A 25785-nucleotide genomic window follows, 5' to 3' on the forward strand; every position below is an offset into this window, starting at 1 on the left:
AACCATTTGGGGGTTGCTGGCACCGACAGGCACAGTCGCGTGATTTTCAACTGGTTTTTCAGGCTTATATTTTGGAACTGGCGTTTGTCAGACTGTTCGCATGGGGTGAATAGTTTTTCGTACGGCGCCGATCGCTCTGTTTGAGGGAATTTACATGTTTAAAAAGCTAACAGCTATGGTCATCGTAGGTATGATGTCTACTGCTGCACAGGCATCCACGACTTTTGATTTCACAAGTGATGCCGGTGATTGTCAGTATGCATGCGATGGCATTAACTATTCACTGGACGGTATCGGTCTATCCTTGATGGGCGCCGTTTGGGACGGTTCTACCATGAATACAACGTCTTCAAATTATGTTGACTTAGGCTTCTTTGGTGGTTTTTGGTACGATTATGATGTGACTGTATCAGAATTTGATGCAGGTTTGGGTGTTTCCAGTGAAATTCTGGATGACCCACAGGTTGATGGTCGTGGTGGTCAGGACGATTATGTTGTGTTCCATTTTGATCAGATTGTGAACATCGAGCAGGTTATGTTCTCCCTTTTTGGAGATAACGACGATGCTCGTATCTATTCATATAGTGGTGGAAGCTGGAATAATCTGGGCACGTATAGCGACAATCCACTTAATACGAACGTTACGACTACAACATTTGCGGTTGGCGCGCCTCACAGCAATGATGAGTTTAAGATCAGGTCTCTGAGCGTTTCTGCTGTTCCAGAGCCTGCAACATGGCTTATGCTAATTCTTGGATTTGGTATGGCTGGTGCGGCTACGCAGCGCCGCCGTAGAGTAATGGCTCTCAGCTAATATACCCAAATAACAGCAGTTCACTGTTGCGTTAGTGAGTAGGTCAAAGGCTCTTGCGGTTTTCGCGGGGGCCTTTTTCAATGTATCTATTGAATGTTGCCTGCATGGTCGGCATGATCGAATATTATTGAATATTCAACTACCGGGTGGGCTTACACATGAAAAATAAACTCTTGGCAGCTTTGATGCTGACGTTTTGTTGCGCAAACGTTGCATCTGCAGAAACAATAACACTTATTCCTGATGCATATGTGGATGTAGCACAGGGAACGCTGGTTCGCGGCAAGGCGATAATCGTCGATGGGAACTCGATTGTTGATATTGTTCCCACTGAGAGCGTTTCGTCAGATGCTAGGGTTGTGCGCCTTGACGGGAAAACGCTTGTTCCTGGTTTGATTGATGCCCACAGCCATGTTCTGTTGCATCCGTATAATGAAATTTCCTGGAATGATCAGGTGCTGAAGGAGAGCATCACAGAACGGGCGCTTAGGGCCTCCAATCACATGCGCAGTACACTGATGGCTGGTTTTACGTCATTACGCGACTTGGGCAGTGAAGGGGCAGAATATGCGGATGTCGCAGTACGTGATAGTCTGCATAAAGGTGTGATTATAGGTCCACGATTGATCGTTGCTGGTAAGGCAATCGTTGCAACAGGCAGTTATGGGCCAAAAGGCTATGCAGATCACCATTCGATAACTTTGGGGGCGGAGCCTGCAGACGGTGCGGACCTTGTCCGGGTTGTCCGGGACCAGATTGGCCGTGGTGCGGACATCGTCAAGGTTTATGCGGATTACCGGTGGGGGCCAAATGGGGAAGCGCGTCCGACATTCTCTGTCGACGAGTTAAAAACAATTGTAGATGTGGCCGCCAGCAGCGGGCGTCCAGTAATTGCCCATGCATCAACGGATGAAGCGATGCGGCGGGCCACATTAGCTGGTGTACAGAGCATCGAGCATGGTGATGGCGGGTCTTTGAAGACATTCAAGCTGATGAGAGAAAAGAATGTCATTTTCTGTCCGACTGTTGCGGCAGGCGATGCCATTAGCCAGTATCGTGGATGGGTTAAGGGTAGCGGCGAAGTACCTGCAAGGATTAAGCAAAAAAAGACGTCCATGGAAAATGCCATAAAAGCAGGGGTTACTATTTGTAATGGCTCGGATGTTGGTGTCTTCCCGCACGGTGATAATGTTCGGGAGCTGGAACTTCTTGTGATGCACGGCTTGTCACCACAAGAGGTTTTAAAGGCCGCTACGATTACAGGTGCAGAATTGATGGGTATGAAAGATAAGCTGGGTCAGATCAAAAAAGGATATCTAGCAGACCTTATCACTGTTGAAGGAAATCCGCTTGAGGATGTCTCTGTGCTGAAAGAAGTCTCATTCGTGATGAAGGATGGTGTCATTTATAAGGGCGCTAAGTAGGCGACTATTTTTAAAGGGGAATAAAAAAAAGGGGCCATAAAGGCCCCTTTTCAATTGTATAGTGTCCGATACTTATCTTTTCAGGACAATTTGTACGCGGCGATTTTGTGCTTCGCGTGCACCGTCTTCTGTTTGAACCAGCGGGTCATTCTCACCCTTATAGTCTGCAGTGATTTTGTCAGCGTCAACGCCTTCAGCAATCAGCGCCGCTTTCACTGCTTCCACACGGCGTGCAGACAGCTTCAGGTTATACCCTTGATCACCTGCAAGGTCAGTATGACCAATGCTTACCACATATGGATTGCCTGTTTCTTTGTAGGCGCGTGCAGCTGCACGGATAATGCCGGCACCGTCAGGTGTGATGTCCGCTTTGTCAAAGTCAAAGAAGACCATGAAAGGACCCGGTAATGGTACTGGTTTTGGCTCAGGCTTAGGCTCAGGCTTTGGTTCTGGTTTCGGAGCAGGCTGTGCTACTGGCTGCGGAGCAGGGGCAGGGACAGCTTTTCTTTTCTTTTCACCAAACTTCCAGGATAGGCGTGCAAAAAGATCGTGGTTGGAAACGCCAATATCAGACTCGCCAACGACTGTGTTGTATTCGCCGCTGTGCGCACGGAAGTAACGATATCCCATCGAAAATTCCATTGTGTCACTTACGGGGCGAACGATCTGCGCAACGATTTGACCGGCAGGGCGCCATTTGCTGTCGTCCAGAATCAGCGTTTGGCCAGAACGGAGACGTTTGAAGTTGATTTTTGATGCACCAAGGCCAGCGCCGAGGTATGCTTTCCACTCATCAAGGTCTGCAACCTGATACATAGCAGTCGCCATCAGAGAGTGACTGTACTGAACGCCGCCAGAACGGTTTGTGCCGAGATCAAGATCAAGGCCACCAGTGTTTTCAACGTCGAAGGTGTTTGCGCGGTTTTTACGCAGCGTATAGCCTAATTCCAGACGCCATTTGTCGTATTCTTTCCCGATGAACAGGCCGCCAAGGGGACCAAGCTCTTTCTCGTCTTCCAGTTCAAGTCCGGAATTCCAGTTTTCGATTTCATTTTCGCGGGAAATGGTGAAGCCAAGTTCCAGGCCTGCATAATATCCGGCATCGTCTGCGAAGGCCGGAGTAGCTAGCAGAACCAAAAGGGCGGTTGAAGATAGCCTTCTCATCATTGTTTCCTTCCTTAGTGATTGGGGTAATCTAAAGTTATTAATAAATATTGTGGTTACTGTACCGATCTGCCGATGGGTCTAAAAGAGAAATATGGCGTAAACAAGTACTTAAATGTGATTTCAGCAGAGATTGTTGTCAATTTGTCGCGTTTGTATCTTGGGTACTAAATAACGCGTGTAACAGTATCTTACAGGTAGTATATGCGGGCTGGTGCGGCGCGGTGCACCAGCCCAGAAAGTTTTACGGCAATATTAGAACAGGCCAGCAACCCGACCATCAGGGTCAATATGAATCGCGTTTGCAGCCGGCGTTCTGGGCAACCCAGGCATCGTCATTATATCACCACAGACAACCACCAAAAATTCAGCACCAGCCGACAAGCGCACTTCTCTGACCGGGAGAACATGCCCGCTTGGCGCTCCTTTGAGCCCAGGGTCTGATGAGAAACTATACTGGGTCTTGGCAATACATACAGGGAAGTGGCCGTAATCTTCCTGCAGTGTTTTTATCTGATCACGGATTTTCTTATCGGCAACGATATCGCTGGCACCGTATAACTCTGTTGCGATTGTGTGGATTTTGTTCCAAAGGTGCGTGTGGTCTTCATATAAAGGATGGAAGGTGTTTTCTGGCTTTTCGCATTGTTCGACAACAGCATGAGCAAGATCAAGTGTACCATCACCGCCATTCGCCCAGTGATCTGCTTCGATTGCCTGAACGCCAAAATTGGCGCAGACTTTTCTAACAGCGTCCATTTCAGCCGTGGTGTCAGCAGAGAACCGGTTTATGGCAACAACTGCGTTCACACCGAACTGTTGCAGGTTCATCAGGTGTCTTTCCAGATTAGTACATCCTTTTTCAACGGCGCTAACATCCTCGGTTTTTAAGTCTTCCTTGGACACACCCCCATGCATTTTAAGCGCGCGTATGGTCGCTACAAGCACAACGGCATCGGGTTTTAAATTCCCCTTTCTGCATTTGATGTCGAAGAATTTCTCGGCTCCCAAATCCGCACCGAAACCAGCTTCGGTAACAACATAGTCTGCTAATTTTAGGGCCGTTTTAGTTGCAATCAACGTGTTACAGCCGTGCGCGATATTTGCAAAAGGGCCACCGTGAATAAAGGCCGGGTTCCCTTCAAGCGTCTGAACAAGGTTTGGTTTCATGGCGTCTTTAAGCAGGGCTGCCATTGCACCGTGCGCGTTAATATCTTTTGCCAAAACCGGTTTTTTGTCACGTGTGTAGCCGATAATGATGTTGCCCAGCCGTCGGTGCAGATCGTCAAGGTCAGTTGCAAGGCATAGGATTGCCATAACCTCTGATGCTACAGTGATGTCAAAACCAGCCTCTCTGGGGGCACCATTGACCACACCGCCCAGGGAAGTGGTAATCTGGCGTAAAGAGCGATCATTCATATCTACGGCGCGCCGCCATGTGATACGTCTGTTATCAAGACCGGTTTTGTCATTTTCACGCCAGTAGACATGGTTATCAATCATCGCAGCCAGCAGGTTATTTGCAGCACCGATTGCATGGAAGTCCCCTGTGAAGTGTAGATTGATGTCTTCCATCGGCACAACCTGCGCATATCCGCCGCCAGCGGCCCCACCTTTCATGCCGAAACATGGCCCCAGACTTGGTTCGCGCAGGCATATCATCGCCTTCTTCCCAATTTTATTTAAACCGTCCCCCAGGCCAACAGTGGTCGTTGTCTTACCTTCGCCAGCAGGGGTGGGAGTGATTGCCGTGACTAGGATTAGCTTTCCGTCTGGCTTATCATTCAGTGATTTGATGTAGTCCAAAGACAGCTTGGCTTTGTAGTGGCCATAGGGCTCCAGGTCTTTTGCATCTAACCCCAACTTGCGTTCTGCGATAGTGCTGATGGGTTCCATTTTAGCAGATTGAGCAATCTCAAGGTCAGACTTGGGGTGAGAATGCTGATTGGTATGGTCGTTTGTCATTATTTTGTCCCTGAATATGCCTTTGTAGATACGGCTTTTATTCATGAACTTTGACGCAGAGTGGATGTAATTGTCAAATTTATGCGTGCGTGAGTTGAAAAAAGAAATCCTGAAAAAGTTGACCTGAAAGCATAGACTACTCGTAGAGGGAGTTTCCATTTGCGCAGTGATACTATTTTAGGAAGAGTATTATTCTATTATTAGTTTATTAATAATTTCATCCTATTAATATTGTGCCGTGTATTTTTGCGAAAATACGTGGGGGGATGTTCTGATTACCATTTTTAATACTTTAAATGCTACTTATTGAATGCATTATGTATTCATTCTGTGAGGGGGAGTATCTGCCAGTGAGCAAGTATTCGATACAACCAACTGGTGTTGAGAGACATTTTTCTGCTGATGAGTTTATTGTCAGTAAAACCAATCTAAAGGGGCATATCACTTATGTGAATAAGCTCTTTATGGACATCGCGGACTACACGGAAGAAGATTGCCTGGGCAAACCTCATAGTGTCATTCGCCACCCGGATATGCCTCGGGCTATTTTCCATATGTTGTGGGAAGCGATTCAGGCGAAAAAAGAGATATTTGCCTACGTGGTGAATATGGCCAAAAACGGAGATCATTACTGGGTTTTGGCGCATGTTACCCCTAGCTATGACGCAGACATGCAGCATATTGGGTACCATTCAAATCGTCGGGTTCCTGCGCCTAAGGCTTTGGACTTCATCCGGCCACTTTATCAGGAATTAAAATCGCTGGAAGACTCGTTTGCCAACCGTAAGGAGGGCATGGAGGCTTCTTTAAATCTGCTTGAAGAGACATTGGAATCAAAGGGGGTTAAGTATGACGAGTTTATATTCTCCATCGGATAGTGATGCATTGCCTATCCGAACTGAAGAAAGTACAGCAGGATTATCCCATTCAGAATTATCAAGGGTTATGGCAGCGTGCCGGGCCATTCGGAAGGGTGATCTTGAGGCCAGGCTTGATGGACGTGATTTTAATAGTAGTCCGGAGGCAGAGGATTTTGCGCACGCTTTGAATGATGTGTTTGACGTGATTGATGCATTCTCTCGTGAAGTAAGTGCATCGCTTGAATATGTTAAAGATGGCCAATATTTTCGAAGAATTCGCTACGGCGGCATGCAGGGAGAGTTTCGTAGGTATGCCGTTAGCGTAAATGAGGCTGTTGCTGAAATGGGCGTGAAAACAGCCGAATTCAAAGACATGACAACAAACATTGCACAGGACATGCGGGCAATGATTGATGATGTTGCGGCTGTCTCTGCGCCGGTAACGCAGGTTACGTCTGCAGCCCAGCAAACACAACAAGACTGTCACCGTACTGCGCAGTCGGCAACTGAAACTTCTATGAAGTTACAGTCTGTTGCGGGTGCGACGGAGGAGCTTTCTTCAACGATTAGACAAGTTCGTGACGAGACCTCACGGTCACAGTCTGTGGTAGAGGGTGCTGCGTCAAAACTGGTTCAGATTCATACAGAGGCTGAAGCACTGAATAATCTGACGGCACGGATCGAAAATGTACTGAAAATGATCACAGACATTGCCAAAAAGACGAACCTGTTGGCACTGAATGCAACGATTGAAGCTGCCCGTGCCGGAGAGGCAGGGCGCGGGTTTGCTGTAGTGGCAGGGGAGGTTAAGGGGCTAGCCGGTCAAACCGCCGATGCAACGGACGAAATCACATCAAGTGTGCAGGAAATTAGAGAGGCGATGGGTAGGACATTGAGCGCCATTCAAGAAGTGGATGCGTCCATCCATGATGTTGAGGCTATTTCCACATCTATTGCGGCATCTGTTGGCGAGCAGTCTGACGTTGTGAACGAAATTGCAGAAAACTCTGCACGCGTGTCACAGGAAACGGATGAATTTGTCTCAACAGTTCATGGTTTGAAGGAAAAGGCGGGTGAAACTGAATCGTCCGCGATGCAGGTGGGAGCACTTGCGGAGGATTTGGCAAAACGCTCCACTGGTCTCTTAAAGGACTTAGATGCCTTTATGGCAAGACTATAAGGGTAATAACAGTCTCTGACTTATCTATGAAATTGGGGAGTTGCAGACGTGCAGCTCCCTTTTTATGTCAAATTTCTGATGCTGCGGATTGCAGACCGATCAGCTACTGTTTGCATTAACAGTTTACGGGAAAAATAATCATATGAAAGCAGCTGTAATTACCCATAGATTTTTTGTTTATAAAGCGTGCTTTCGGTTTTTTGTTCCGAAGAATCAGGGGGGAGGTTGTTATGGTTTTGGACCGCCTTTTGCAGCTTAGGGAAGGCGAAAAAGAAAAAGGCCCTAGCTAATGTTAGCTAAGGCCTTAATTTATTGGCTCCGCCTGCTGGGCTCGAACCAGCGACCCAATGATTAACAGTCATTTGCTCTACCAACTGAGCTAAGGCGGATCATCAATGTTGCCCGCTGTGTGTCGCGGACGGGGCTCTTTATACTCAAAATTTTCTGCCTGCCAAGTACTATTTTACATTTTTGTGTAGCTTTTGAAAAAAACTGAGATTGTTTGAGGCTTTATTCATTTAATTATGTATATAAAACAGGTGGTTGTGTGGAATGTTGGTATGAATGAAATTCTGAAAATAATCTGATTGCTCTTTTGTTCGCGGGGTAAGTCATGGTTGTGAACCAGGTATCCAGTACCTTGTTCCTGAAGAATATTTGTCCAGGGAAAGTTGTATGGTGTTTTGTGACGGCAAGCTTAACTCTTCGCATGTGCGGCTATAACCACTGCATTTAAGATTTGTTTACGAGGTAGGTGTACACTTAGCATATGGTCACAGACCAACCCTTGTGGTCATGCAAGGCAAGCTATAAGTGCATGATTTTAGTCTGGACCTTGGTTTTTATGATACCCAATCAAGCTACTGGCGTGATCTTTTTGCAGATGAGAGTAAACAAAGTTAAAAAAATCATCAGTTTCCAAAGAGCATGGGCTTGTAATTATTTGGAATTCAGGCTTAATATCTAACTGGTTAATGTTGATCCATTTTATGGTCAGGGGGCTTAATGAGCAAAAAAATCCTAATCGTTGAAGACAACGAGCTGAATATGAAACTGTTTTGCGACCTTTTGGAAGCGCATCAGTATGAAACTATTCAGACCAAGGACGGCATGGCTGCGCTTGACCTTGCGCGCGAACATTCTCCGGATTTGATTCTGATGGATATTCAGTTGCCAGAGGTGTCAGGCCTTGAAGTAACCAAATGGCTCAAAGAGGATGAAGATTTACGGTCTATTCCTGTCGTTGCGGTTACTGCTTTTGCCATGAAGGGTGACGAAGAAAAGATCAGAGAAGGCGGGTGTGAAGCATATATCGCCAAGCCAATCTCGGTCGGTCACTTTTTGGAGACCGTTAAGCAGTTTGCAGGATAATTCTGTATGACAGCCCGTGTACTAGTTGTTGATGACGTTCCACCAAACGTCAAATTACTCGAAGCCAAGCTCACCAGTGAATATTTCGACGTATTGACAGCCTACAGCGGCCCAGAGGCGCTGGAGGTGATTAGTCGTGAACATCCTGACATTGTGCTTCTGGATGTAATGATGCCTGGTATGGATGGGTTTGAAGTGTGTCGCAGAATCAAAAGCGATAAGGCTACCTCCCATATTCCTGTGGTGATGGTAACGGCACTTGATCAGCCTTCTGACAGGGTGGCAGGCCTTGAGGCTGGTGCAGACGACTTTCTAACCAAGCCGGTTCAGGACTTGGCGCTATTTGCTCGTGTGAAGTCGCTTGTGCGCCTTAAAGTCATGATGGATGAGTTGAGAAACAGGGAAGCGACTGGCAGCAATCTAGGCTGGGAAGGTGATGAGGAAGAAGAGCTTCTGGATGCGCCTTCTGATGGTAATATCCTGATCGTCGACGAACAGGAGCGCGTGATGGAGCGTATTGCCCGCGCGCTGGACGGTATCGGTGACCTGACGTTTCTGGGTGCAAATAGTGAAGAAGGCGAAGATATCGCCGAGAAGGCTAGGGAAAAGAATTTTGATCTAATCATTGTGTCGCTGACAATGCGGTCCATTGACGGCCTGCGTGTTTGTTCACGCCTACGCAGTTTTGAAGAAACCCGCCACGTTCCTATCCTGGTTATGGTGGATGACGGCAATACGCGCTTGCTTGTTCGTGCCATGGAAATGGGTGTGAATGATTATGTGGTCCGCCCTGTGGACCGGATGGAGTTTCTCGCACGGGTTAAAACGCAGTTGCGCCGGAAACGCTATGCCGACAAGCTCTGGGAAAATTTCCATATGAGCATGCAGCTTGCGACTACCGATGCTGTGACAGGTCTTTATAACCGTCATTATCTGACCTCGCATATGGACACCCAGATTGCCTCAAGCCGCCAGAAGGAAAAACCATTGGCGGTGATGATGATGGATATCGACTTCTTCAAGAAGGTGAATGACCAGCATGGCCATGCAGTAGGGGATCGTGTGCTGAAAGAGTTTGCAGACCGGATTGCTAAGAATATTCGGGGTGTTGACCTTGCTGCCCGATACGGTGGGGAAGAATTCGTCGTCATGATGCCTGATACGGCTATGGACTGGGCCAGCATGATTGCAGAACGCTTGCGTCAGGAAGTCTGTGACAATCCCTTTGATGTTAATGCGTCAGAAGGTCCCTTGAGCGTGACGGTCTCTATCGGGGTTGCTGTCAGTCATGGGCAGTATACCTCTGCGCAGTTGATTGAACGCGCTGACAAGGCTTTGTATGAAGCGAAGGAAACGGGCCGGAATAAGGTTGTTTTGGCAGAAGACGCTGACGCCTGATCCTGTCACCTTTGTGCAGCTAGTGCGCAGCTTCACCACTATTATCCACAATTGAATAATTAATTGCATCCTGCTCATTCGCAGGTGCAGCGTAATTTTATGTGCGGTTGGGGTGGTCTATTGCCCACAAAAGAAAACACCGTCAACAATATGCTGACGGTGTTTTCGAAATTCGATAAGAAGATAAATCTTACTTGATTTTTGCTTCTTTGAATTCAACGTGTTTACGTACAACTGGGTCATACTTGCGCTTGACCATTTTCTCAGTCATAGTCCGCGGATTTTTCTTGGTTACGTAATAGTAGCCGGTGTCCGCGGTGCTCACCAACTTGATTTTAATTGCGGCTGGTTTTGCCATTGTTTTCACTCCACCAAGGAATTCATACCATCGGTCTACAAAAAAGATGACCTGTTCGAGCGCGCAAAATACCTTTCCCTCGGCATAAGTCAAGGCTGATTTGCAGCTAGCAATAAATAATTTGATGTTTTATACCAATCTTAAAGGTGATCGGATGGAAAACCCCTCTGATAAAGATAGTAAAAAGGAATAACGTCCTATGATGGATGATGAGTTTCTGGATCAGTTACGCAATGAAGCAATTGATACAGTCGAGGATAAGCTGGGTACACTGAACACTGCTATAGACAGTGCGATTGAAGGCAGTTTGACAGGCGCAGATTTGAATGCTGCCTTGAAGATCGAAGCACGATCATTGAAGTCGGCGGTATCAAGTTTTGATATGAAAGCACTCGCAGCCGTTTGTCACCGGTTTGAGGATTATATTTTCGATATCAAAGAGTTCACGCCGGACATCCTTAAATCAGTACAGATATATTCCGATCGCATGTCAGACTGTCTCGAAGCATTTGTGCAGGGTCGTGCGATTGATATTAGTTTGTTGGTTAGGGAACTCCCTGCAAAGCGTGAAGGTTTTGAGGTTAGTGATGTCACTGTCACGGATATCGAAGTGATGTTGGTCATGGAACCAGGTCTGGCTACCAAGATCGTGACAACAGAGCTGCTGGAGTGTGGCTACCGAATAATTAACGTTGCATCCACAATGGACGCTATTCAGCTTATTCCCAGCATGCGACCAGATATGGTGATTGTGAACCGTGTGATGCCCGAACTGACTGGCATTGATTTGGTTTGTGCCTTGAAGGCTATGCCGACGACTCGGGACATACCGGTTGCGCTTATCGCTTCTGCCGATCGTGAGAACCTGGAAGATTTGCCAGCCAATGTGCCGGTATTGCGCAAAGGTAATCTATTCGGCGAAGACGTTGCCGATGTCTTTGTACAGTTGGGTATCCTGTAGGCGTAACAGCGATTAATGGCCCTGGGTGCTAACGCTTTTTCTTACGGATTTTCTTATCCTGTTTCGCGTTGGTGCCGGGCCGTTTTCCACCGGTTTTATTTTTGGCCGAGCCTGCCGGTCTGCCACCTGATTTATCTGGGCGGCCACGGCGTCTGATAGGTTTCTTGACGAAATCGGGCAAGTCTCCCTGATCAGCGAGTTCCAGTCGCAGGCCACCAGTATATTCGTTGGCTTCCATTAGGCGTACATCGACTTTGTCGCCCAGCGTAAATTCCTGCCCATAATCACGCCCAACAATTGTATGGCGTGCTTCATCCAGCTCATAATAGTCAGGACCGATTGCAGAGATGGGGATCAAGCCGTCGCCTCCGGATGGCTCTATAGTTACAAACAGTCCGAACCGGGTAACGCCGGTGATGCGCCCAACAAATTGATCCCCAACATGTTCGCTAAGGTATGATGCTAGATACCGGTCTGTAGACTCTCTTTCAGCCGCCATGGCACGACGCTCGGTATCCGAGATATGCTCCCCAATTTTTTCAAGCTCGGTGATTTCTTCGTGGGTTAAGCCATCATCACCCAGTCCGAGCGCTTTTATCAAGCCACGGTGAACAATAAGATCAGCATACCGTCTTATCGGCGATGTGAAATGTGCATATCGGGGCAGGGCTAGGCCAAAATGCCCCATATTCTCGGGAGAATAATACGCCTGCGTCTGTGTTCTTAGCACCACTTCGTTGACCATATGCTCAAACGTTGTGTCTTTGACCTTATTCAGGATACCATTGAACAGGACGGGCTTCATGACAGCACCGCGAGTGAGTGAAAGGTCAAGAGTGCCTAAAAACTCCCTCAGGCTTTCCAGTTTCTCAAGAGAAGGCTCTTCATGCACGCGGTACATGGCGGGGACTTTGTGCTTTTCCAGCTCTTCAGCCGCAGCAACATTGGCCGCAATCATGAACTCTTCCACAATCCTGTGGGCATCAAACCTTTCCCGAAGGGTAATGGCTTTTACATTTCCGTGTTCGTCCAGCTCGATTTTACGCTCTGGTATATCCAGATCAAGTGGTTGACGCTTGCTGTGGGCCTTCATAAGGCTTTTAAAGGCACCGTGAAGTGGCTTCAGGATGTTTTCGGTTATATCCCTAGTTTTCTCATCAGGATCGCCGTCCAGTGCCCTCTGCGTTTCCTGATAGCTGATGTTTGCATGGGACCGCATTAGGCCGCGTACAAATTTGTGCCGGGTTTTATTGCCATTTGCATCAAACCACATGTGAACAGCCATACATGCACGGTCTGCGCCTGGCATCAGACTACATAAATCAGCAGACAGGTCTTCTGGCAGCATGGGAACGACCCGATCAGGGAAGTAACAGCTGTTGCCGCGATTTTTTGCTTCTTTATCAAGAGGGGACCCCGGGCGCACATAATGTGCAACATCGGCAATTGCCACGATAACATGCCAACCGTCAGGGTTTTTGGGGTCTGTGTCAGCTTCGGCCCAGATAGCATCGTCATGATCCCGTGCGTCAGCCGGGTCAATTGTAATCAGGGGGATATCCCGCAAATCCGTCCTGTCACCAAGCGTAACCGGTTGTGCTTTTTGTGCAGCCTTAATTACATGTTCAGGAAATTCAAACGGGATGTCGTGTGTTTTGATGGCGATCATGGAAATCGCACGCGCCGATTGCACGTCACCAAGTATCTCTGTTACGCGTGCCATTTTCGGTCCAAGCGAACGCCGTCTGGACCGCTTGATCGCTTCAGCGGATACCAAGTCACCATCATTGGCATTATGGGTATCTGAAACGGCTACAACATATTCATTACGGTCTTTTTTACTGACAGGATGGATTCGTCCACCTTCGCTTCCTTTGCGAAATACCCCTAAAATAGTGTCTGGCGCACTTTGCAGCATTTTAATGATATCTGCGCTATAGAGGGGCGGGTCTTTTTTAATAAGAGCTAACCGTGCCAATGCCCGGTCGCCGGGCCCCATGGCCTTCATTGTTTTTCTTTTAGGGGGTACCAGATAAATAGTCGGTTTTTTGCCGTCTTCTGTACGGTCGACAATCTTCAAAAGCACGTCACCCTGATGATCAAGACGGTCAAATTCCACCACTGCGACGTTCGGAAGCTGATCAGCGGAACGCAGAGCTTTTGATGGATCTTTGGCGATTTTGCCAGCATCCATCAGATCACGCAGCATTTTCTTCAGGGTGATTTTATCGGCGCCCCGCAGACCAAATGCACGAGCTATGTCCCGCTTGGTAACCTTGCCGGGGAAGTCTCTGATAAAGTCGAGAAGTTCCTGTTCAGATGGCATGCCACCAGTTCGCGGTTTTTGAGACACAGTTGTCTTCCTTTGCTAACGCCGTCTTAAAACACTAATAACGTGCGCTTAGGCTGATTTCTTTTTCCTGCGCGCAGGTTTCTTCTTGGCAGCTTTTGCAGCCAGAAGTTCCAGTGCCTGTTCCAGTGTAACGTCAGCCGGTTCCGTGCCTTTTGGCAACGTTGCGTTCGTGCGCTTATGGTTGACATAGGGACCGTAACGGCCATCCATTACCCGAATTGCATCACCGTCATCAGGGTGCTCGCCAAGTTCTTTCAAAACAGTTTTGCTACTGCCACCTGATTTGGATGCTTTTGTATCTGCCAGAATAGCAACAGCCCTGTTAAGGCCAACTTCGAAAACCTCAGCCGTGCTGGTTAGTTTGCCGTACGTACCGTCATGGGCAATATAGGGCCCGTACCGACCGATCGCTGCGGTGATTGGCTTGCCACTTTCCGGGTGAATACCTACTTCGCGTGGAAGTGACATAAGAGAAATTGCATCTTCCAGCGACAAATCTGCGGCATTCATGTCCTTGGGAATGCTTGCACGCTTTGGTTTCTTGCCTTTTTCTTTAACCGGGTCATCCAGTTGCAGGTACGGACCAAAGCGACCAGTCCGCAGACTGATAGGGAAGCCGGTTTCAGGGTCATCACCCAGAATGCGTGGACCGCTTCCCTCTGCCGTATCTGTGTCTTCGCCGCGTGCAGCAGAGCCGAATGGTTTTGTGTAGCTGCACTCTGGATAGTTAGAACAGCCAACAAAGGCACCATACCGGCTTGTTTTCAGGCCCAGTCGGCCATCTTCACAGTTCGGACATTTGCGCGGGTCTGTGCCGTCTTCATTCTTTTCAGGGAAAAGCATAGGGGCCAGATATTCATCCAGCGCATCAATGACAACCGCATTACGGACGGCCAAAATTTCCTCAGTTTTTGGTTTGAAGTCAGACCAGAACTCATTCAGGACTTTTTTCCAGTCCAGAGAGCCTGCGGAGATTTCATCAAGCTGTTCTTCGAGGTTGGCAGTGAAATCATATTGAACATAGCGTTCAAAGAATTTTTCCAGGAATGCAGATACAAGACGCCCTTTGTCTTCGGGAATGAAGCGATTGCGTTCCATTTGAACATAATTGCGCTCCCGAAGAACGGTGAGGATGGATGCATAGGTAGATGGACGACCAATTCCCAATTCTTCCAGCTTTTTAACGAGGCTCGCTTCTGTAAAGCGTGGTGGTGGATCGGTGAAGTGCTGCTTTGGTGTCACTTTGTTCAGTGTCAGCACTTCGCCGACTTCAACCTTCGGAAGGCGTTTTTCTTCCTCGTTCGTCTCGTCGTCAGTTCCTTCCTGATAAACAGACAGGAAACCATCGAACAGGATAACTGTTCCGGTCGCACGCAGTTCCGCCGACTTGTCACTGTTGGAAACAGTAACTGTTGTACGCTCCATCTTGGCGCTTTCCATCTGGCTGGCAATCGTACGGCGCCAGATCAGATCGTACAAACGCCGTTCATCATCATCAAGCGCGCCTGCAATTTCCGCTGGTATTCGCTGCGGATCTGTGGGGCGGATGGCCTCGTGTGCTTCCTGTGCGTTCTTTGCCTTGGTTTTATAGAACCGCGGCTTTTCTGGAAGGTGCTGATCTCCATACCGATTGGTGATCAGGTTACGTGTTGCGTTCATCGCTTCCTGCGCGATGCTAACGCCGTCGGTACGCATATAAGTAATCAGACCGGTTACTTCACCGCCGATGGATTTACCTTCATATAGGCTTTGTGCAACCCGCATGGTCTTGTTCGCAGGGAAGCCTAATTTACGTGCAGCTTCCTGCTGCAAAGTCGAGGTCGTAAACGGCGGCTGCGGATGCCTGCGCGCCGGCTTTCTTTCCACTGCCTCTACGGTCAGAGGCTCGTTCTTTACTTTTTCAGCTGCATCCGTTGCTGTCTTTTCATTGGAAAGGTCATATTTTTGCAGCTTCTTGCCATTCAGCCCAAATAAGCGACTGCTGATTGCTTTTTTGCTGGCGCCTTCCAGCTCTGCTTCCACAGACCAGTATTCCTGGGCAACAAACTTTTCAATTTCAGCTTCGCGCTCGCAAACAAGGCGCAGTGCAACGGACTGAACGCGACCGGCAGAGCGTGCACCCGGCAATTTTCGCCACAGCACAGGTGACAACGTAAAGCCAACCAGATAGTCAAGCGCCCGGCGTGCCAAATAGGCGTTTACCATTTCACTATCAAGTTCGCGGGGTTCCGCAATGGCTTTCAAAATTGCTGATTTTGTAATCTCGTTGAAAACAACGCGTTTGACATCAACGTCTTTCAGCGCCTTTTTCTTGGCCAAAACTTCCAGAACGTGCCAGCTGATTGCTTCCCCTTCGCGGTCGGGGTCAGTCGCCAGATACAGTTTATCTGATCCTTTAACTGCCTTGGCAATCTCGGTCAGGCGTTTATTACTATCCTTGTCCACGGTCCAGTCCATGGCAAAGTCTTCGTCTGGTTTGACGGATCCATCCTTGGCAGGAAGGTCACGCACATGGCCAAAACTTGCCAGGACCTTGAAGTCCTTGCCAAGGTATTTGTTGATTGTTTTAGCCTTGGCTGGTGACTCTACGATGACTACGTTCATACTGTATGCCTTGTCCTTTAGTACAGTGGAAGTCAGCAATAATGCTCTTTCTATAGTACGTGACCTAGTGCGTCACGGGCGTAAATGCAACGGGATAATGCTTTTGCCGTGACCTTTTTCCTGCAACTAGTGTCAGTTTTCATAGTCTAGACTAACGCGGCCGCCGGGGTATCTTACCGCCAATCCTGCAATTTCCAGCTCAAGTATTATTGTTAATACGTCACTTGCATCAATGTCTGATAAACGAATGATGTCGTCAATATGCGTAGGCGTTGGTCCAAGAAGTGTCAGGATTAACGTTCTGGCTTTCTCACTTGGTTCTGATGATTGCGCTGCAGCCCTGAATAAGGGTAGCTCAGTTGGGTCTGCAAAAGACATTCGCCTAAGGGCAGGCAGTTCCTGTAAGATGTCTTCAGCAGAGGCAGTAAGTACAGCGCCGTCTTTAATAAGGCGGTTGGTTCCTGCCGAGCGCGGGTCAAGCGGCGATCCGGGCACTGCGAATACTTCGCGTCCCTGTTCAAGCGCCATCCTTGCGGTAATCAGGGAGCCGGACTTTTCCGTAGCTTCAATAACAAGTGTGCCCAGCGAAAGACCAGAGATTAAGCGGTTTCGCCGTGGGAAATGTCGTGCCTGTGGTTTGGTTGACAGGGGCATTTCGCTGACGAGCAGTCCTTCGGCGCATATGTGGTCATATAGCTCGGTGTTCTCCCGCGGATATATTACGTCTAGGCCACCAGCCACGCACGCAATGGTGCCGCCCTTCAGCGATGCCCAGTGCGATGTAGTGTCAATGCCGCGTGCAAGCCCTGAGACGATAACGACACCAGACGCGGACAGGTCTGTCGTGATACGTTTTGTCACCGTTATGCCTGGGGCACTGGCATTCCTGGCACCAACAATGCCTATTTTATCCTTGTCCAACAGATGAAGATGGCCTTTGGTGAAAAGGATGGGCGGCGCATCGTCGATTGCGGCAAGGGGCGCAGGATAGTCATGATCGCCAAGGAAGAGGGCGGATGCACCAAACCTGTCAACTGCAGCTAGCTCACCCTCTATCGCTGACTTGGGCGGAACACGAAGTGGCTTTTTACGGCCGCCCCTGGCTGCTAATTCAGGAATAGCAGCGATAGCAGCATTTGCAGATCCGAATTTATCGATCAAGTGTTTGAATGTTATCGGACCAATACTGTCTGTGCGTATCAGTCGCAGACGTGATACTTTTTCAGAAGATGTGAGAGAACTGGTTCGTGCAATGTCCATGAACAAAACTAGAACAGTAATCGGCCATTATGTCAACCACTGGTTTAATAATGATTATGATGCAGGGAATTTACGGCGACGGGCAGTTGGTTTTATTGCGGCGGAGTCGTGTCAGTATCTTTACTGGAAGTCTCTGAATTAGACTTTGAACCGCCGATTTTTGGTTCGGCACCTTTGGCAATTCTTTGAATGTTTTCTTTGTGTCGGATAAAAATCACCAATGACATAAAGAGAATGAACACCGGGGCCATGCCGGGTGCAATCATGTGGGCCACAGCTGGCGCCACAAAAGCTGCAAGCAATGCCGCTAGAGATGACATTTTGAACATAACCGCAGTTAGCAGCCAGCACCCGACGGTAAAGAGCGCAATTACAGGATGCATGGCAATTAGGGTGCCGAAAAAGGTTGCAACTCCCTTGCCGCCCTGAAATCTTAGAAACACAGGAAAGCAGTGCCCGATAAAGGCTACGGCACCCGCAAACATTGCAAGCCCAGGGTCAAAGAAGTGCCTTACAAGAAGAACAGCTATCGCACCTTTGCCCGCATCCAGTAAGAGTGTCAGCAGGGCAAGGTCTTTACGCCCTGTGCGTAGTACGTTTGTCGCGCCAATGTTGCCTGACCCGATTTGCCGAATATCACCAAGCCCGGCGAGCCGCGTCAGGACCAGGCCAAATGGAACAGAACCCAAGAGGTATGCCCCTATCAAAACAGCGATATCAGCAACAGTCATCAGAATTAATCCTTTACTGAGTGTGTCGCATCATATTTCAATATGCCGGACACAATCGTTTTCCAGACTTTACCCTGTACGGGCAGGGTGTCAAAAGGTGAGTTCTTTGCGGCTGAGAGGAACGCATCTGTCTTAATCCGCCAGGGCTTTTCATGGTCAAGGACAGTAAGATCAGCCGGTGCACCTACCTTAAGAGTGCCAGATGAAAGCCCTAGAATATCTGCGGGTGCAGATGTCAGTGCTCTTAAGGCAGTCATAAGGTCGATGTTGCCGGCATGAACTGGTGCGAGCGTAAGAGCCAGAAGCGTTTCAAAGCCAACCATACCTGCAGCAGCTTGTGCATAAGGAAGGCGTTTCACATCCTGACTTTGTGGATCATGATCAGAGACAAGACAGTCAATGGTGCCGTCAGCAAGTCCTTCTATGAGGGCCAGGCGGTCTTCTTCGCTGCGCAGAGGCGGGCTGAATTTGGCAAATGTCCTGTATCCTTCCACCGCATTATCGTTAAGCTGTAAATAGTGCGGTGCGGTGGAGGCTGTAATTCTAACGCCTTTGGCTTTCGCTGCACGAACAGCATCTACACCGACCTTAGAGGATAGAAGCGCAATATGAAGGCGGGCGCCTGTAAGCTCCGCGATACGTGCATCGCGTTCAATCTGAATTGCCTCCGCGATTGCAGGTATACCGTTCAGGCCCAGACGGGTAGCAATCTCTCCTTCGTGGGCAAAGCCGCCAGCTGCAAGGTCTTTGTCCTGGGCAAACTGAACAATTAGCGCATTGAAATATCCGGCATATTCAAACAGCCGGCGAAGAACGAGCGCATTTGACACTGGTTTTCTGCAGTCTGTGAAGGCAACAGCACCAGACAGCTGCATCCTGCCGATCTCGGCAATTTCTTCACCTGCCATTGCTTTGGTCGCTGTACCCATAGGCAGGACGTGGACAGAGCCAGTTTCTGATGATCGCTGCCTGATCCGTTCCACAGCTGCGTCATTGTCCAAAAGCGTATGTTGGTCTGGCTGCAGTATGACTGTGGTAATCCCGCCCGCGAGTGCAGCATGATGGTCAACACTATGGGCGCGCATGTCAATAAAACCTGGGCATAGGATACGATCGCCGCACTCTACTATAGTATCGTCTGGCGCAGGCATAACGTCTGCACCTACGGCAACTATCTTGCCGTTACTTTCGATCAGGGTGCCACGAACATCCATTGAGGTAGACGGATCTATCAGGCGTGCATTTGTGTAAGCGGTGCGGGTCATGAATGAGCCTCCTCACGAAGGGGACGCGTCAGGATATCCAGACATGCCATGCGAACAGCGACGCCCATTTCAACTTGCTCCTCAATAGCAGAACGATCCAGGTCATCGGCGACATCAGAGGCAATCTCAACGCCGCGATTCATTGGACCGGGATGCATGACCAGCACATCATCACGGGCAGAAGCCAGTTTGTCACGTGTCAGGCCCCAGAAATGATAATATTCCCTGAGGGACGGCAGGAACGCCCCTTGCATTCTTTCCTGCTGTAGTCTGAGCATCATGACAACGTCAGCATCCTTTAGGCCATCTTCCATGTTGGTGAAGACTTCAACGCCCAATTGGTCAACATCTTTGGGTAGCAAGGTCGGCGGTGCTACAAGACGGACACGGGCCCCCATGGCGTTCAGTAAGTAAATATTCGACCGGGCAACGCGCGAGTGGGCAACATCGCCACTGATAGCAATGATCTGGCCGTGGATTTGTCCTTTGCGTTTGCGAATGGTCAGGGCATCCAAAAGAGCCTGAGTAGGATGCTCGCTTCTGCCGTCTCCTGCATTGATCACAGGACAGTCCATCTTTTCGCTGAGTAATTTTACGGCACCACTATCTGCGTGCCGCATGACCAGCACGTCCGGGTGCATGGCATTCAGGGTAGCAGCGGTATCCAGCAAGGTTTCCCCTTTTTTGATGGATGATGTGCCCGTTGACATGGAAATCGTATCCATGCCCAGCCGTTTGCCAGCAATCTCGAAACTCATCAGGGTGCGGGTAGAGTTCTCAAAAAACAGATTAATCTGGGTCAGGCCGCTGCAGACGTCAGTCTTTTTGTGGCGGCTTCTGTTTTGGTCGGCATAGGTGTCTGCAAGATCAAGGATATGCTTGATCGCAGTTGGGTCCATGCCGTACAGGCCCAGCAAATGTTGATAAGGAAAAATGGAACCAGAGGGCGGAGACACTTCCGCGCGCGGGTAGGGCGATTGATTGCGTGTATCGTTGCTCATCAAGTGGCCTTATATGATCAAAATGGCGAGAGGGCAATCCAAAGATTTCTCGCAGGTAAACTGTATGCTTCTATAGGCTATAGAAAGCATCATCGTAAAGAACTTTGCCAGAAACATTTTTCAGGGCGCCTGGACGCAGTTCTATCGCCATGAAATGTTCTTCGGCCTGACCAAAAGTTAAGCCAAAGTCTGAGGCAGCCTGAAAGCCGGCTTGGCGGTAAAAATCAGTATGACCCAACAGGATAACCGCCATGATGCCGTCTTCTCGCAGCGCATCCAGAGAATGCTGGAGAAATTCAAGCCCAATACCCTGTCTTTGTGCACCGGGGCTGACTGCCATGGGGCCGAGTGCAAGAATATCTTCTGCTTCACCTTTCTCAAACGACACGTCCGTGTAGGCGATATAGGCCAGAAGTTCGCTTTCGTCGTCTTCGAGGGGCAGCAGATGTTCCGCCACCAGTCTGTCCTGACTTCGCAGAGTTTTGACCAGTTGCGATTCTGCGTCTGTTTCAAACGCTTCTTTAAGAAGGGTATCAACCCCGATGATGCCTTGTTCAGTTAGCATAAAATTCTCCGGTCAATGTCAGTGTTGTATTGTTTGTGCTTCACTGAAGGACTGGCGGTCCCAATACCCCCGTTGATGAATGATTAGTCCATCTTTAAACTGAAAAAAACCACAGCCCCGCAGTCCCAGAGGGTCACGCCATTCCAGAATGCCCCAATCACCATCTTCAAAAATATTTTCAATTTCGCAAACCATTTCATACGCCTCGAACTCTTTGGCAAACATGGCGCGGATATTCTGTTTGCCGACAACAGGCGCGAACATAACCTGATGATTGACAGCGTGATCCGCATAAAAGTCTGTGATGCGGTTTGCGTCCCCGGCATTAAAGGCTGCGACCCACTGTATGATTGTATCGCGCGGGCTAGAGTGCATACATGGCTCCTTGCAGAATGTATGCAGCGGCCATTTTGTCGACAACATCCTTACGTTTAGCCCGGCTGCTGTCTGCTTCAAGAAGCGTGCGCTCTACGGCCGCGGTTGACAGTCTTTCATCCCACAAGGCTATCGGGAGATCAAAATGTGCTTCCAGGTTTCTGACGAATGCCCGTGTTGCCTGACACCGCGGCCCCTCCGACCCATCCATGTTTTTGGGCAAGCCAATAACAAAGCCACCAATATTATGCTCCTGCACAATCTCTTTGATGCGAATGACGTCATCTTTGAATTTTTTGCGCTTAATGATTTCAAGCGGGGTTGCAACGGTGCGCATAACATCACTCAGGGCAAGGCCAATTGTTTTTGTCCCCGGGTCCATGCCCAACAGGCGCCGCCCCACCGGGAACTGCGCCTTTACTTGTTGAATGTCGTATGGGTCACTCATTAGTGCCGTCCGGAGTGCGCTCAGTGGACTGCTGGGCTGCGGTCCATGCAAGAGCGCGGTCATGGGCATTGTCGCGGATGTTCATGTAAAACATATTAAAGTCATAGGCGTGATAGTTTTCACCCGTCATTGTAAACTGGTTCCATTCTTCATTCAGCAAAGGCTGAGCAAGAAAGAGAATGCCGTCACTATGACACGATGCACCAATGAAATTAGGAATAGGCGCTGGCAGTGGAGCATTGCCGCTTAAAAGTTCCACCGAGCCCATGTGTTCGGTTCGGTTTGCAGAATCGCCCACTGTCCAGCTTAGTGGATTGGTGCAGAGCATTTGCGTGCCAGCGCGCAATGTGCCGTTCAGCCCCGGTGTTGCGTTAAAGATGCCGGTAATGGTTTCAGTTTCGCCGTGTTTGCCAAAGGTTTGGTACGAAATCACACAACCGGTTTGTGTTGGGGCGTCACAGATGTCGACACCTTCAACTGCACCTATGTCGGCCTCTATTGAGACCGGCCAGCCAATAAGATAAGCAGCAACGAGCTTTTTAGTCAGCTCCGTACCATCAAACCGGTCTTTGAGAAGACGGAGCAGGTGCAGACTTCCCTGGCTATGACCCGCAAGTATAATACCGTTTTCGGGATTGCGACGTTCGATAAAGGCATCAAAGGCAACAACAATGTCCGTGTAGGCGCGCTGCAGGGCCATTATCCCATCGGTGCCATCATCAAAGAAGGCACCAAAGGCAGCTTGCCGATATCGTGGGGCATAAATGTTGCCCGCTGCACTGAAGCTGGATGCCTGATTTTTCAAGGAGAACTCCTGGGTCCGTTTGTTCGTTGCGCTATCGTCTAGCGGGGCAGACCAATTACCGCGGATCAGATATGTCGTAGGATGAACAAAAAACACATCGACATTTGGTTTTTCTGAATATTTTTCAATGCCTTCTGGTGCTAAGTTAACGTAAGTTTCATTTGAAGGTAATGCAAACCAGGAGGCATCATCAGCATAATCCAGTCTTGGCTCTTCAGCTTCTTCGGCGAAGCTATGACCAGGTACAAAGGCAATGCGCATTGCAGTCTGTTCATTAGTGTTCAGCCATACGCCCCCTGCTAGTAGAAGCACGATAATGGCGATAATGGCGATCATAAATTTAGCTGCCGGGCTGGTTTTGCTGCTCATAGAAATATCCTGATAATCCCTGGTTTCTTCAACCTTGATAATGTTAGTGACGTCGTTCTTGGGTTTGCTATAGTGTTGCCTGATTAGAGACTGGCTGTAACAAGGGCCATTTTGCCATCAGGATATCGTCTATTACCCGACCATCCTCATAGCGAATTGCGCCTATGCGTTTACCTTCTACAGTAAAACCATGCTTCTCGTATAGTGCAATTGCTTGGGCATTGTCTGCATGAACATGGAGTTCAATTTTCTCAAGGGTTGCATGGTTTGCTACCCAGTCAGAAAAGGTGCCAAGTAATCTGCTGCCAATGCCTTGATTTCTGGCGCCATCGGCCACGGACATACTAAATCCTGTTATATGGCGCACCCGCCGCCTGCGATCAGTCCAGCTTTCGAGCATGCCAAGAATATGATTGTCTTTCGTGGCTATGAGGCACGTCTCAGCGGCATTTAGAGATTTACGAGCGATCCATAGGCGCTGCTTGAAAGGAGTGATTCTGAACTCGGCCGGGTGCGTTATAAGGTGTTTGGCATCCTGATAAATTTGTCGCTGATAGCTGTTCAATTCCCGGGCGTCGGATGGGCGTGCCTGCCGTATTGTGATGTTTCGCGTCATAATCAAGAATCACCGCTTGCCTAGTTTGATTGCAGGCGTTAAGTTGCGCCAAAATCCGGGGCATTTGCAATGCTTTTTCGGATGTTGGTTTCAAGACACGTTTCATAAGGGATTTCCCATGTCAGAAATTGATAAGGCAACAGTCGCCAAAATTGCGCGTCTGTCACGAATAAAGATCGAAGAAGATAAGCTGGAGCCGCTTGCCGGCGAGCTGAATAATATTCTTGGCTGGGTCGAGCAATTGGGGGAAGTGAATACTGACACTATTGAGCCGATGGCAAGCCCGGTGAATGCCAAGCTGCGTTGGCGTGATGATGTGATCAATGATGGTGACAAGCAGGAAAGCGTTTTGAAAAACGCTGCAAAAGCTGAGTTCGGCTTCTTTGCTGTTCCAAAAGTAATCGAGTAGGGGGCTGTCATGACTGATTTAACCAAACTGAAGATATCAGAAGCGCGTGACCTGCTGGCCAAAGGGGAATTGTCTGCCCGCGAGTTGACAGAAGCCCACATCACCGCTGTTGAAGGCTTTGACGCACTGAATGCCTATATTGTCCAGACGCCGGAAAAGGCGCTGGAAATGGCGGACGCCGCTGATGCCAAAATCAAGGCGGGTGAGCAAAAAGGCATGACCGGCATTCCGGTTGGTATCAAGGACCTTTTCTGCACCAAGGGTGTGGAGACTACGGCATGTTCCCATATCCTGAATGGTTTTAAGCCTGAGTACGAAAGCACAGTCACCCAGAATTTGTGGGATGACGGCGCTGTCATGCTTGGAAAGCTGAATATGGATGAATTCGCCATGGGTTCATCAAACGAGACAAGCTATTACGGGCCGGTGAAAAACCCGTGGCGTAAGGGTGATGTGGACACTGTTCCGGGTGGTTCTTCCGGTGGGTCAGTGGCCTCGGTTGCCGGTTTTGCCGCGATGGGTGCAACGGCGTCGGATACAGGCGGTTCCATTCGTCAGCCAGCAAGTTTTACCGGTACCTTTGGTATCAAGCCTACTTATGGCCGCTGCAGCCGTTACGGTATGGTCGCGTTTGCAAGTTCGCTTGATCAGGCGGGAACAATCACACGTTCCGTTCGTGACGGTGCTATCATGCTTGAAAGCATTTCAGGCTTTGATCCGAAAGACAGTACCAGCATAGATATGGCGGTGCCAAACTTCGAAGCAGCCCTTACAGGCGATATTCGCGGTATGAAGGTTGGTATTCCGCAAGAATATCACCTCGCTGGCATGCCAGGCGAGATTGAAGCCCTGTGGCACAAAGGCATCGAATGGATGAAGGAAGCAGGCGCAGAGGTTGTTGATATCAATCTGCCGCATACAAAATATGCACTGCCTACCTACTATATTGTCGCGCCTGCAGAGGCATCTTCCAACCTTGCACGGTATGACGGTGTTCGTTACGGCCTGCGTGAGACACCTGAAAATGGTGGCCTGATTGATATGTATGAAGCCACTCGTGCGGCTGGTTTTGGCGATGAAGTCAAGCGCCGGATCATGATCGGGACATATGTTCTGTCTGCAGGCTATTATGATGCTTACTATCTGAAAGCCCAGAAAGTTCGCCAGTTGATCAGTGACGATTTTGCACGTGCCTTTGAACAGTGTGATGTCATTCTGACACCAACGGCACCGTCTGCAGCTTTTGCCTTTGGTGAAAAAACGGACGATCCGCTTGCCATGTATCTGAATGATGTCTTCACCGTTCCGGCATCCCTTGCAGGTTTGCCAGGTTCCAGCGTACCGGCTGGACTTGATGCGGACGGCCTGCCACTTGGTTTGCAGGTTCTGGGTAAACCGTGGGACGAAGAAACTGTCCTGAAGGTTTCTGAGGTAATTGAGAAAGCAGCTGCTATTACGGCTGCGCCGAATGAATGGTGGAGATAAGGGC

General features: G+C 49.1%; 23 protein-coding genes and 1 tRNA gene. 9 read left to right on the top strand and 15 right to left on the bottom strand.

Going from position 1 to position 25785, the window contains the following annotated elements; genetic code table 11:
• Window positions 1–154 precede the first annotated feature (154 nt).
• Together IE181_RS10310 and IE181_RS10315 are read left to right on the top strand one after the other, a co-directional pair.
• Complete coding sequence (locus tag IE181_RS10310; protein WP_229819323.1) at window positions 155–814, top strand: PEPxxWA-CTERM sorting domain-containing protein; 660 nt, start codon at window positions 155–157, stop codon at window positions 812–814.
• 158 nt (window positions 815–972) lie between these two features.
• A complete protein-coding gene (locus IE181_RS10315) occupies window positions 973–2238 on the top strand; it encodes a metal-dependent hydrolase family protein (protein ID WP_191252671.1) in 1266 nt (421 codons plus the stop codon).
• Between the two features lie 72 nt (window positions 2239–2310).
• Here the strand turns inward: IE181_RS10315 and IE181_RS14710 are convergent, their stop codons facing one another.
• Both IE181_RS14710 and IE181_RS10325 read right to left on the bottom strand, forming a co-directional pair.
• Window positions 2311–3405, bottom strand: a complete 1095-nt coding sequence (locus IE181_RS14710; protein ID WP_191252672.1) for an OmpA family protein — start codon at window positions 3403–3405, stop codon at window positions 2311–2313.
• Window positions 3406–3657: 252 nt separating this feature from the next.
• On the bottom strand, window positions 3658–5367 hold the full coding sequence (locus tag IE181_RS10325) for a formate--tetrahydrofolate ligase (RefSeq protein WP_191252674.1): 1710 nt from the start codon (window positions 5365–5367) through the stop codon (window positions 3658–3660).
• A 350-nt stretch (window positions 5368–5717) separates the two neighbouring features.
• On the opposite strand from IE181_RS10325, the gene IE181_RS10330 reads away from it, so the two are divergent.
• Together IE181_RS10330 and IE181_RS10335 are read left to right on the top strand one after the other, a co-directional pair.
• A complete protein-coding gene (locus tag IE181_RS10330; RefSeq protein ID WP_229819325.1) occupies window positions 5718–6245 on the top strand; it encodes a PAS domain-containing protein in 528 nt (175 codons plus the stop codon).
• Window positions 6217–7407, top strand: a complete 1191-nt coding sequence (locus tag IE181_RS10335; RefSeq protein WP_191252678.1) for a methyl-accepting chemotaxis protein — start codon at window positions 6217–6219, stop codon at window positions 7405–7407. Before IE181_RS10330 ends, IE181_RS10335 begins: the two co-directional genes overlap by 29 nt.
• A 313-nt stretch (window positions 7408–7720) precedes the next feature.
• Here the strand turns inward: IE181_RS10335 and IE181_RS10340 are convergent.
• Window positions 7721–7796, bottom strand: a tRNA-Asn gene (locus IE181_RS10340).
• Between the two features lie 616 nt (window positions 7797–8412).
• Here IE181_RS10340 and IE181_RS10345 point away from each other — a divergent pair.
• Together IE181_RS10345 and IE181_RS10350 are read left to right on the top strand one after the other, a co-directional pair.
• On the top strand, window positions 8413–8778 hold the full coding sequence (locus IE181_RS10345) for a response regulator (RefSeq protein ID WP_191252680.1): 366 nt from the start codon (window positions 8413–8415) through the stop codon (window positions 8776–8778).
• Window positions 8779–8784: 6 nt separating this feature from the next.
• Window positions 8785–10176 (top strand): PleD family two-component system response regulator, encoded by a 1392-nt coding sequence (locus IE181_RS10350; RefSeq protein ID WP_191252682.1) that lies wholly within the window; start codon window positions 8785–8787, stop codon window positions 10174–10176.
• Window positions 10177–10366: 190 nt separating this feature from the next.
• Here IE181_RS10350 and rpmG read toward each other — a convergent pair whose 3' ends face one another.
• Complete coding sequence (gene rpmG, locus IE181_RS10355) at window positions 10367–10534, bottom strand: 50S ribosomal protein L33 (RefSeq protein ID WP_191252684.1); 168 nt, start codon at window positions 10532–10534, stop codon at window positions 10367–10369.
• A 199-nt stretch (window positions 10535–10733) separates the two neighbouring features.
• Between rpmG and IE181_RS10360 the strand changes: the two genes are divergently transcribed.
• Window positions 10734–11495 carry an Hpt domain-containing protein gene (locus IE181_RS10360; RefSeq protein ID WP_191252686.1) on the top strand — a complete coding sequence of 254 codons (762 nt, stop codon included), beginning with the start codon at window positions 10734–10736 and terminating at the stop codon, window positions 11493–11495.
• A 28-nt stretch (window positions 11496–11523) separates the two neighbouring features.
• Here the strand turns inward: IE181_RS10360 and rnr are convergent, their stop codons facing one another.
• The 11 genes from rnr to IE181_RS10415 form a co-directional block, all read right to left on the bottom strand.
• Window positions 11524–13848 (bottom strand): ribonuclease R, encoded by a 2325-nt coding sequence (gene rnr, locus IE181_RS10365; RefSeq protein WP_229819327.1) that lies wholly within the window; start codon window positions 13846–13848, stop codon window positions 11524–11526.
• A 48-nt stretch (window positions 13849–13896) separates the two neighbouring features.
• Window positions 13897–16452 (bottom strand): type I DNA topoisomerase, encoded by a 2556-nt coding sequence (gene topA / locus IE181_RS10370; RefSeq protein WP_191252688.1) that lies wholly within the window; start codon window positions 16450–16452, stop codon window positions 13897–13899.
• 132 nt (window positions 16453–16584) lie between these two features.
• Window positions 16585–17712 carry a DNA-processing protein DprA gene (gene dprA / locus IE181_RS10375; protein WP_191252699.1) on the bottom strand — a complete coding sequence of 376 codons (1128 nt, stop codon included), beginning with the start codon at window positions 17710–17712 and terminating at the stop codon, window positions 16585–16587.
• Between the two features lie 92 nt (window positions 17713–17804).
• On the bottom strand, window positions 17805–18443 hold the full coding sequence (gene plsY, locus IE181_RS10380; RefSeq protein ID WP_191252701.1) for a glycerol-3-phosphate 1-O-acyltransferase PlsY: 639 nt from the start codon (window positions 18441–18443) through the stop codon (window positions 17805–17807).
• A 5-nt stretch (window positions 18444–18448) separates the two neighbouring features.
• Window positions 18449–19708, bottom strand: a complete 1260-nt coding sequence (locus IE181_RS10385; RefSeq protein WP_191252703.1) for a dihydroorotase — start codon at window positions 19706–19708, stop codon at window positions 18449–18451.
• The gene (locus tag IE181_RS10390; RefSeq protein ID WP_191252705.1) at window positions 19705–20709 is read right to left on the bottom strand and encodes an aspartate carbamoyltransferase catalytic subunit; all 1005 of its coding nucleotides are present in this window, start codon (window positions 20707–20709) and stop codon (window positions 19705–19707) included. The genes IE181_RS10385 and IE181_RS10390 overlap by 4 nt, the downstream gene beginning before the upstream one ends.
• Before the next feature lie 70 nt (window positions 20710–20779).
• Window positions 20780–21274 (bottom strand): GNAT family N-acetyltransferase, encoded by a 495-nt coding sequence (locus IE181_RS10395; RefSeq protein ID WP_191252707.1) that lies wholly within the window; start codon window positions 21272–21274, stop codon window positions 20780–20782.
• Between the two features lie 18 nt (window positions 21275–21292).
• Entirely contained in the window at window positions 21293–21649 is a 357-nt protein-coding gene (locus IE181_RS10400) for a nuclear transport factor 2 family protein (RefSeq protein WP_191252709.1), read from the bottom strand.
• Window positions 21639–22097 (bottom strand): Holliday junction resolvase RuvX, encoded by a 459-nt coding sequence (gene ruvX / locus IE181_RS10405; protein ID WP_191252711.1) that lies wholly within the window; start codon window positions 22095–22097, stop codon window positions 21639–21641. The genes IE181_RS10400 and ruvX overlap by 11 nt, the downstream gene beginning before the upstream one ends.
• A complete protein-coding gene (locus IE181_RS10410; protein ID WP_191252713.1) occupies window positions 22090–23271 on the bottom strand; it encodes a DUF3089 domain-containing protein in 1182 nt (393 codons plus the stop codon). The genes ruvX and IE181_RS10410 overlap by 8 nt, the downstream gene beginning before the upstream one ends.
• 67 nt (window positions 23272–23338) lie before the next feature.
• Window positions 23339–23887: a GNAT family N-acetyltransferase gene (locus tag IE181_RS10415; RefSeq protein WP_191252715.1), complete on the bottom strand. Its 549-nt coding sequence runs from the start codon at window positions 23885–23887 to the stop codon at window positions 23339–23341.
• Between the two features lie 118 nt (window positions 23888–24005).
• Here IE181_RS10415 and gatC point away from each other — a divergent pair, with 118 nt between their 5' ends.
• Both gatC and gatA read left to right on the top strand, forming a co-directional pair.
• Complete coding sequence (gene gatC, locus IE181_RS10420) at window positions 24006–24296, top strand: Asp-tRNA(Asn)/Glu-tRNA(Gln) amidotransferase subunit GatC (protein WP_191252717.1); 291 nt, start codon at window positions 24006–24008, stop codon at window positions 24294–24296.
• Between the two features lie 9 nt (window positions 24297–24305).
• Complete coding sequence (gatA, locus tag IE181_RS10425) at window positions 24306–25781, top strand: Asp-tRNA(Asn)/Glu-tRNA(Gln) amidotransferase subunit GatA (RefSeq protein ID WP_191252719.1); 1476 nt, start codon at window positions 24306–24308, stop codon at window positions 25779–25781.
• Window positions 25782–25785 lie beyond the last annotated feature (4 nt).

It is taken from the genome of Kordiimonas sediminis (assembly GCF_014656395.1).
Lineage (GTDB): Bacteria > Pseudomonadota > Alphaproteobacteria > Sphingomonadales > Kordiimonadaceae > Kordiimonas_A > Kordiimonas_A sediminis.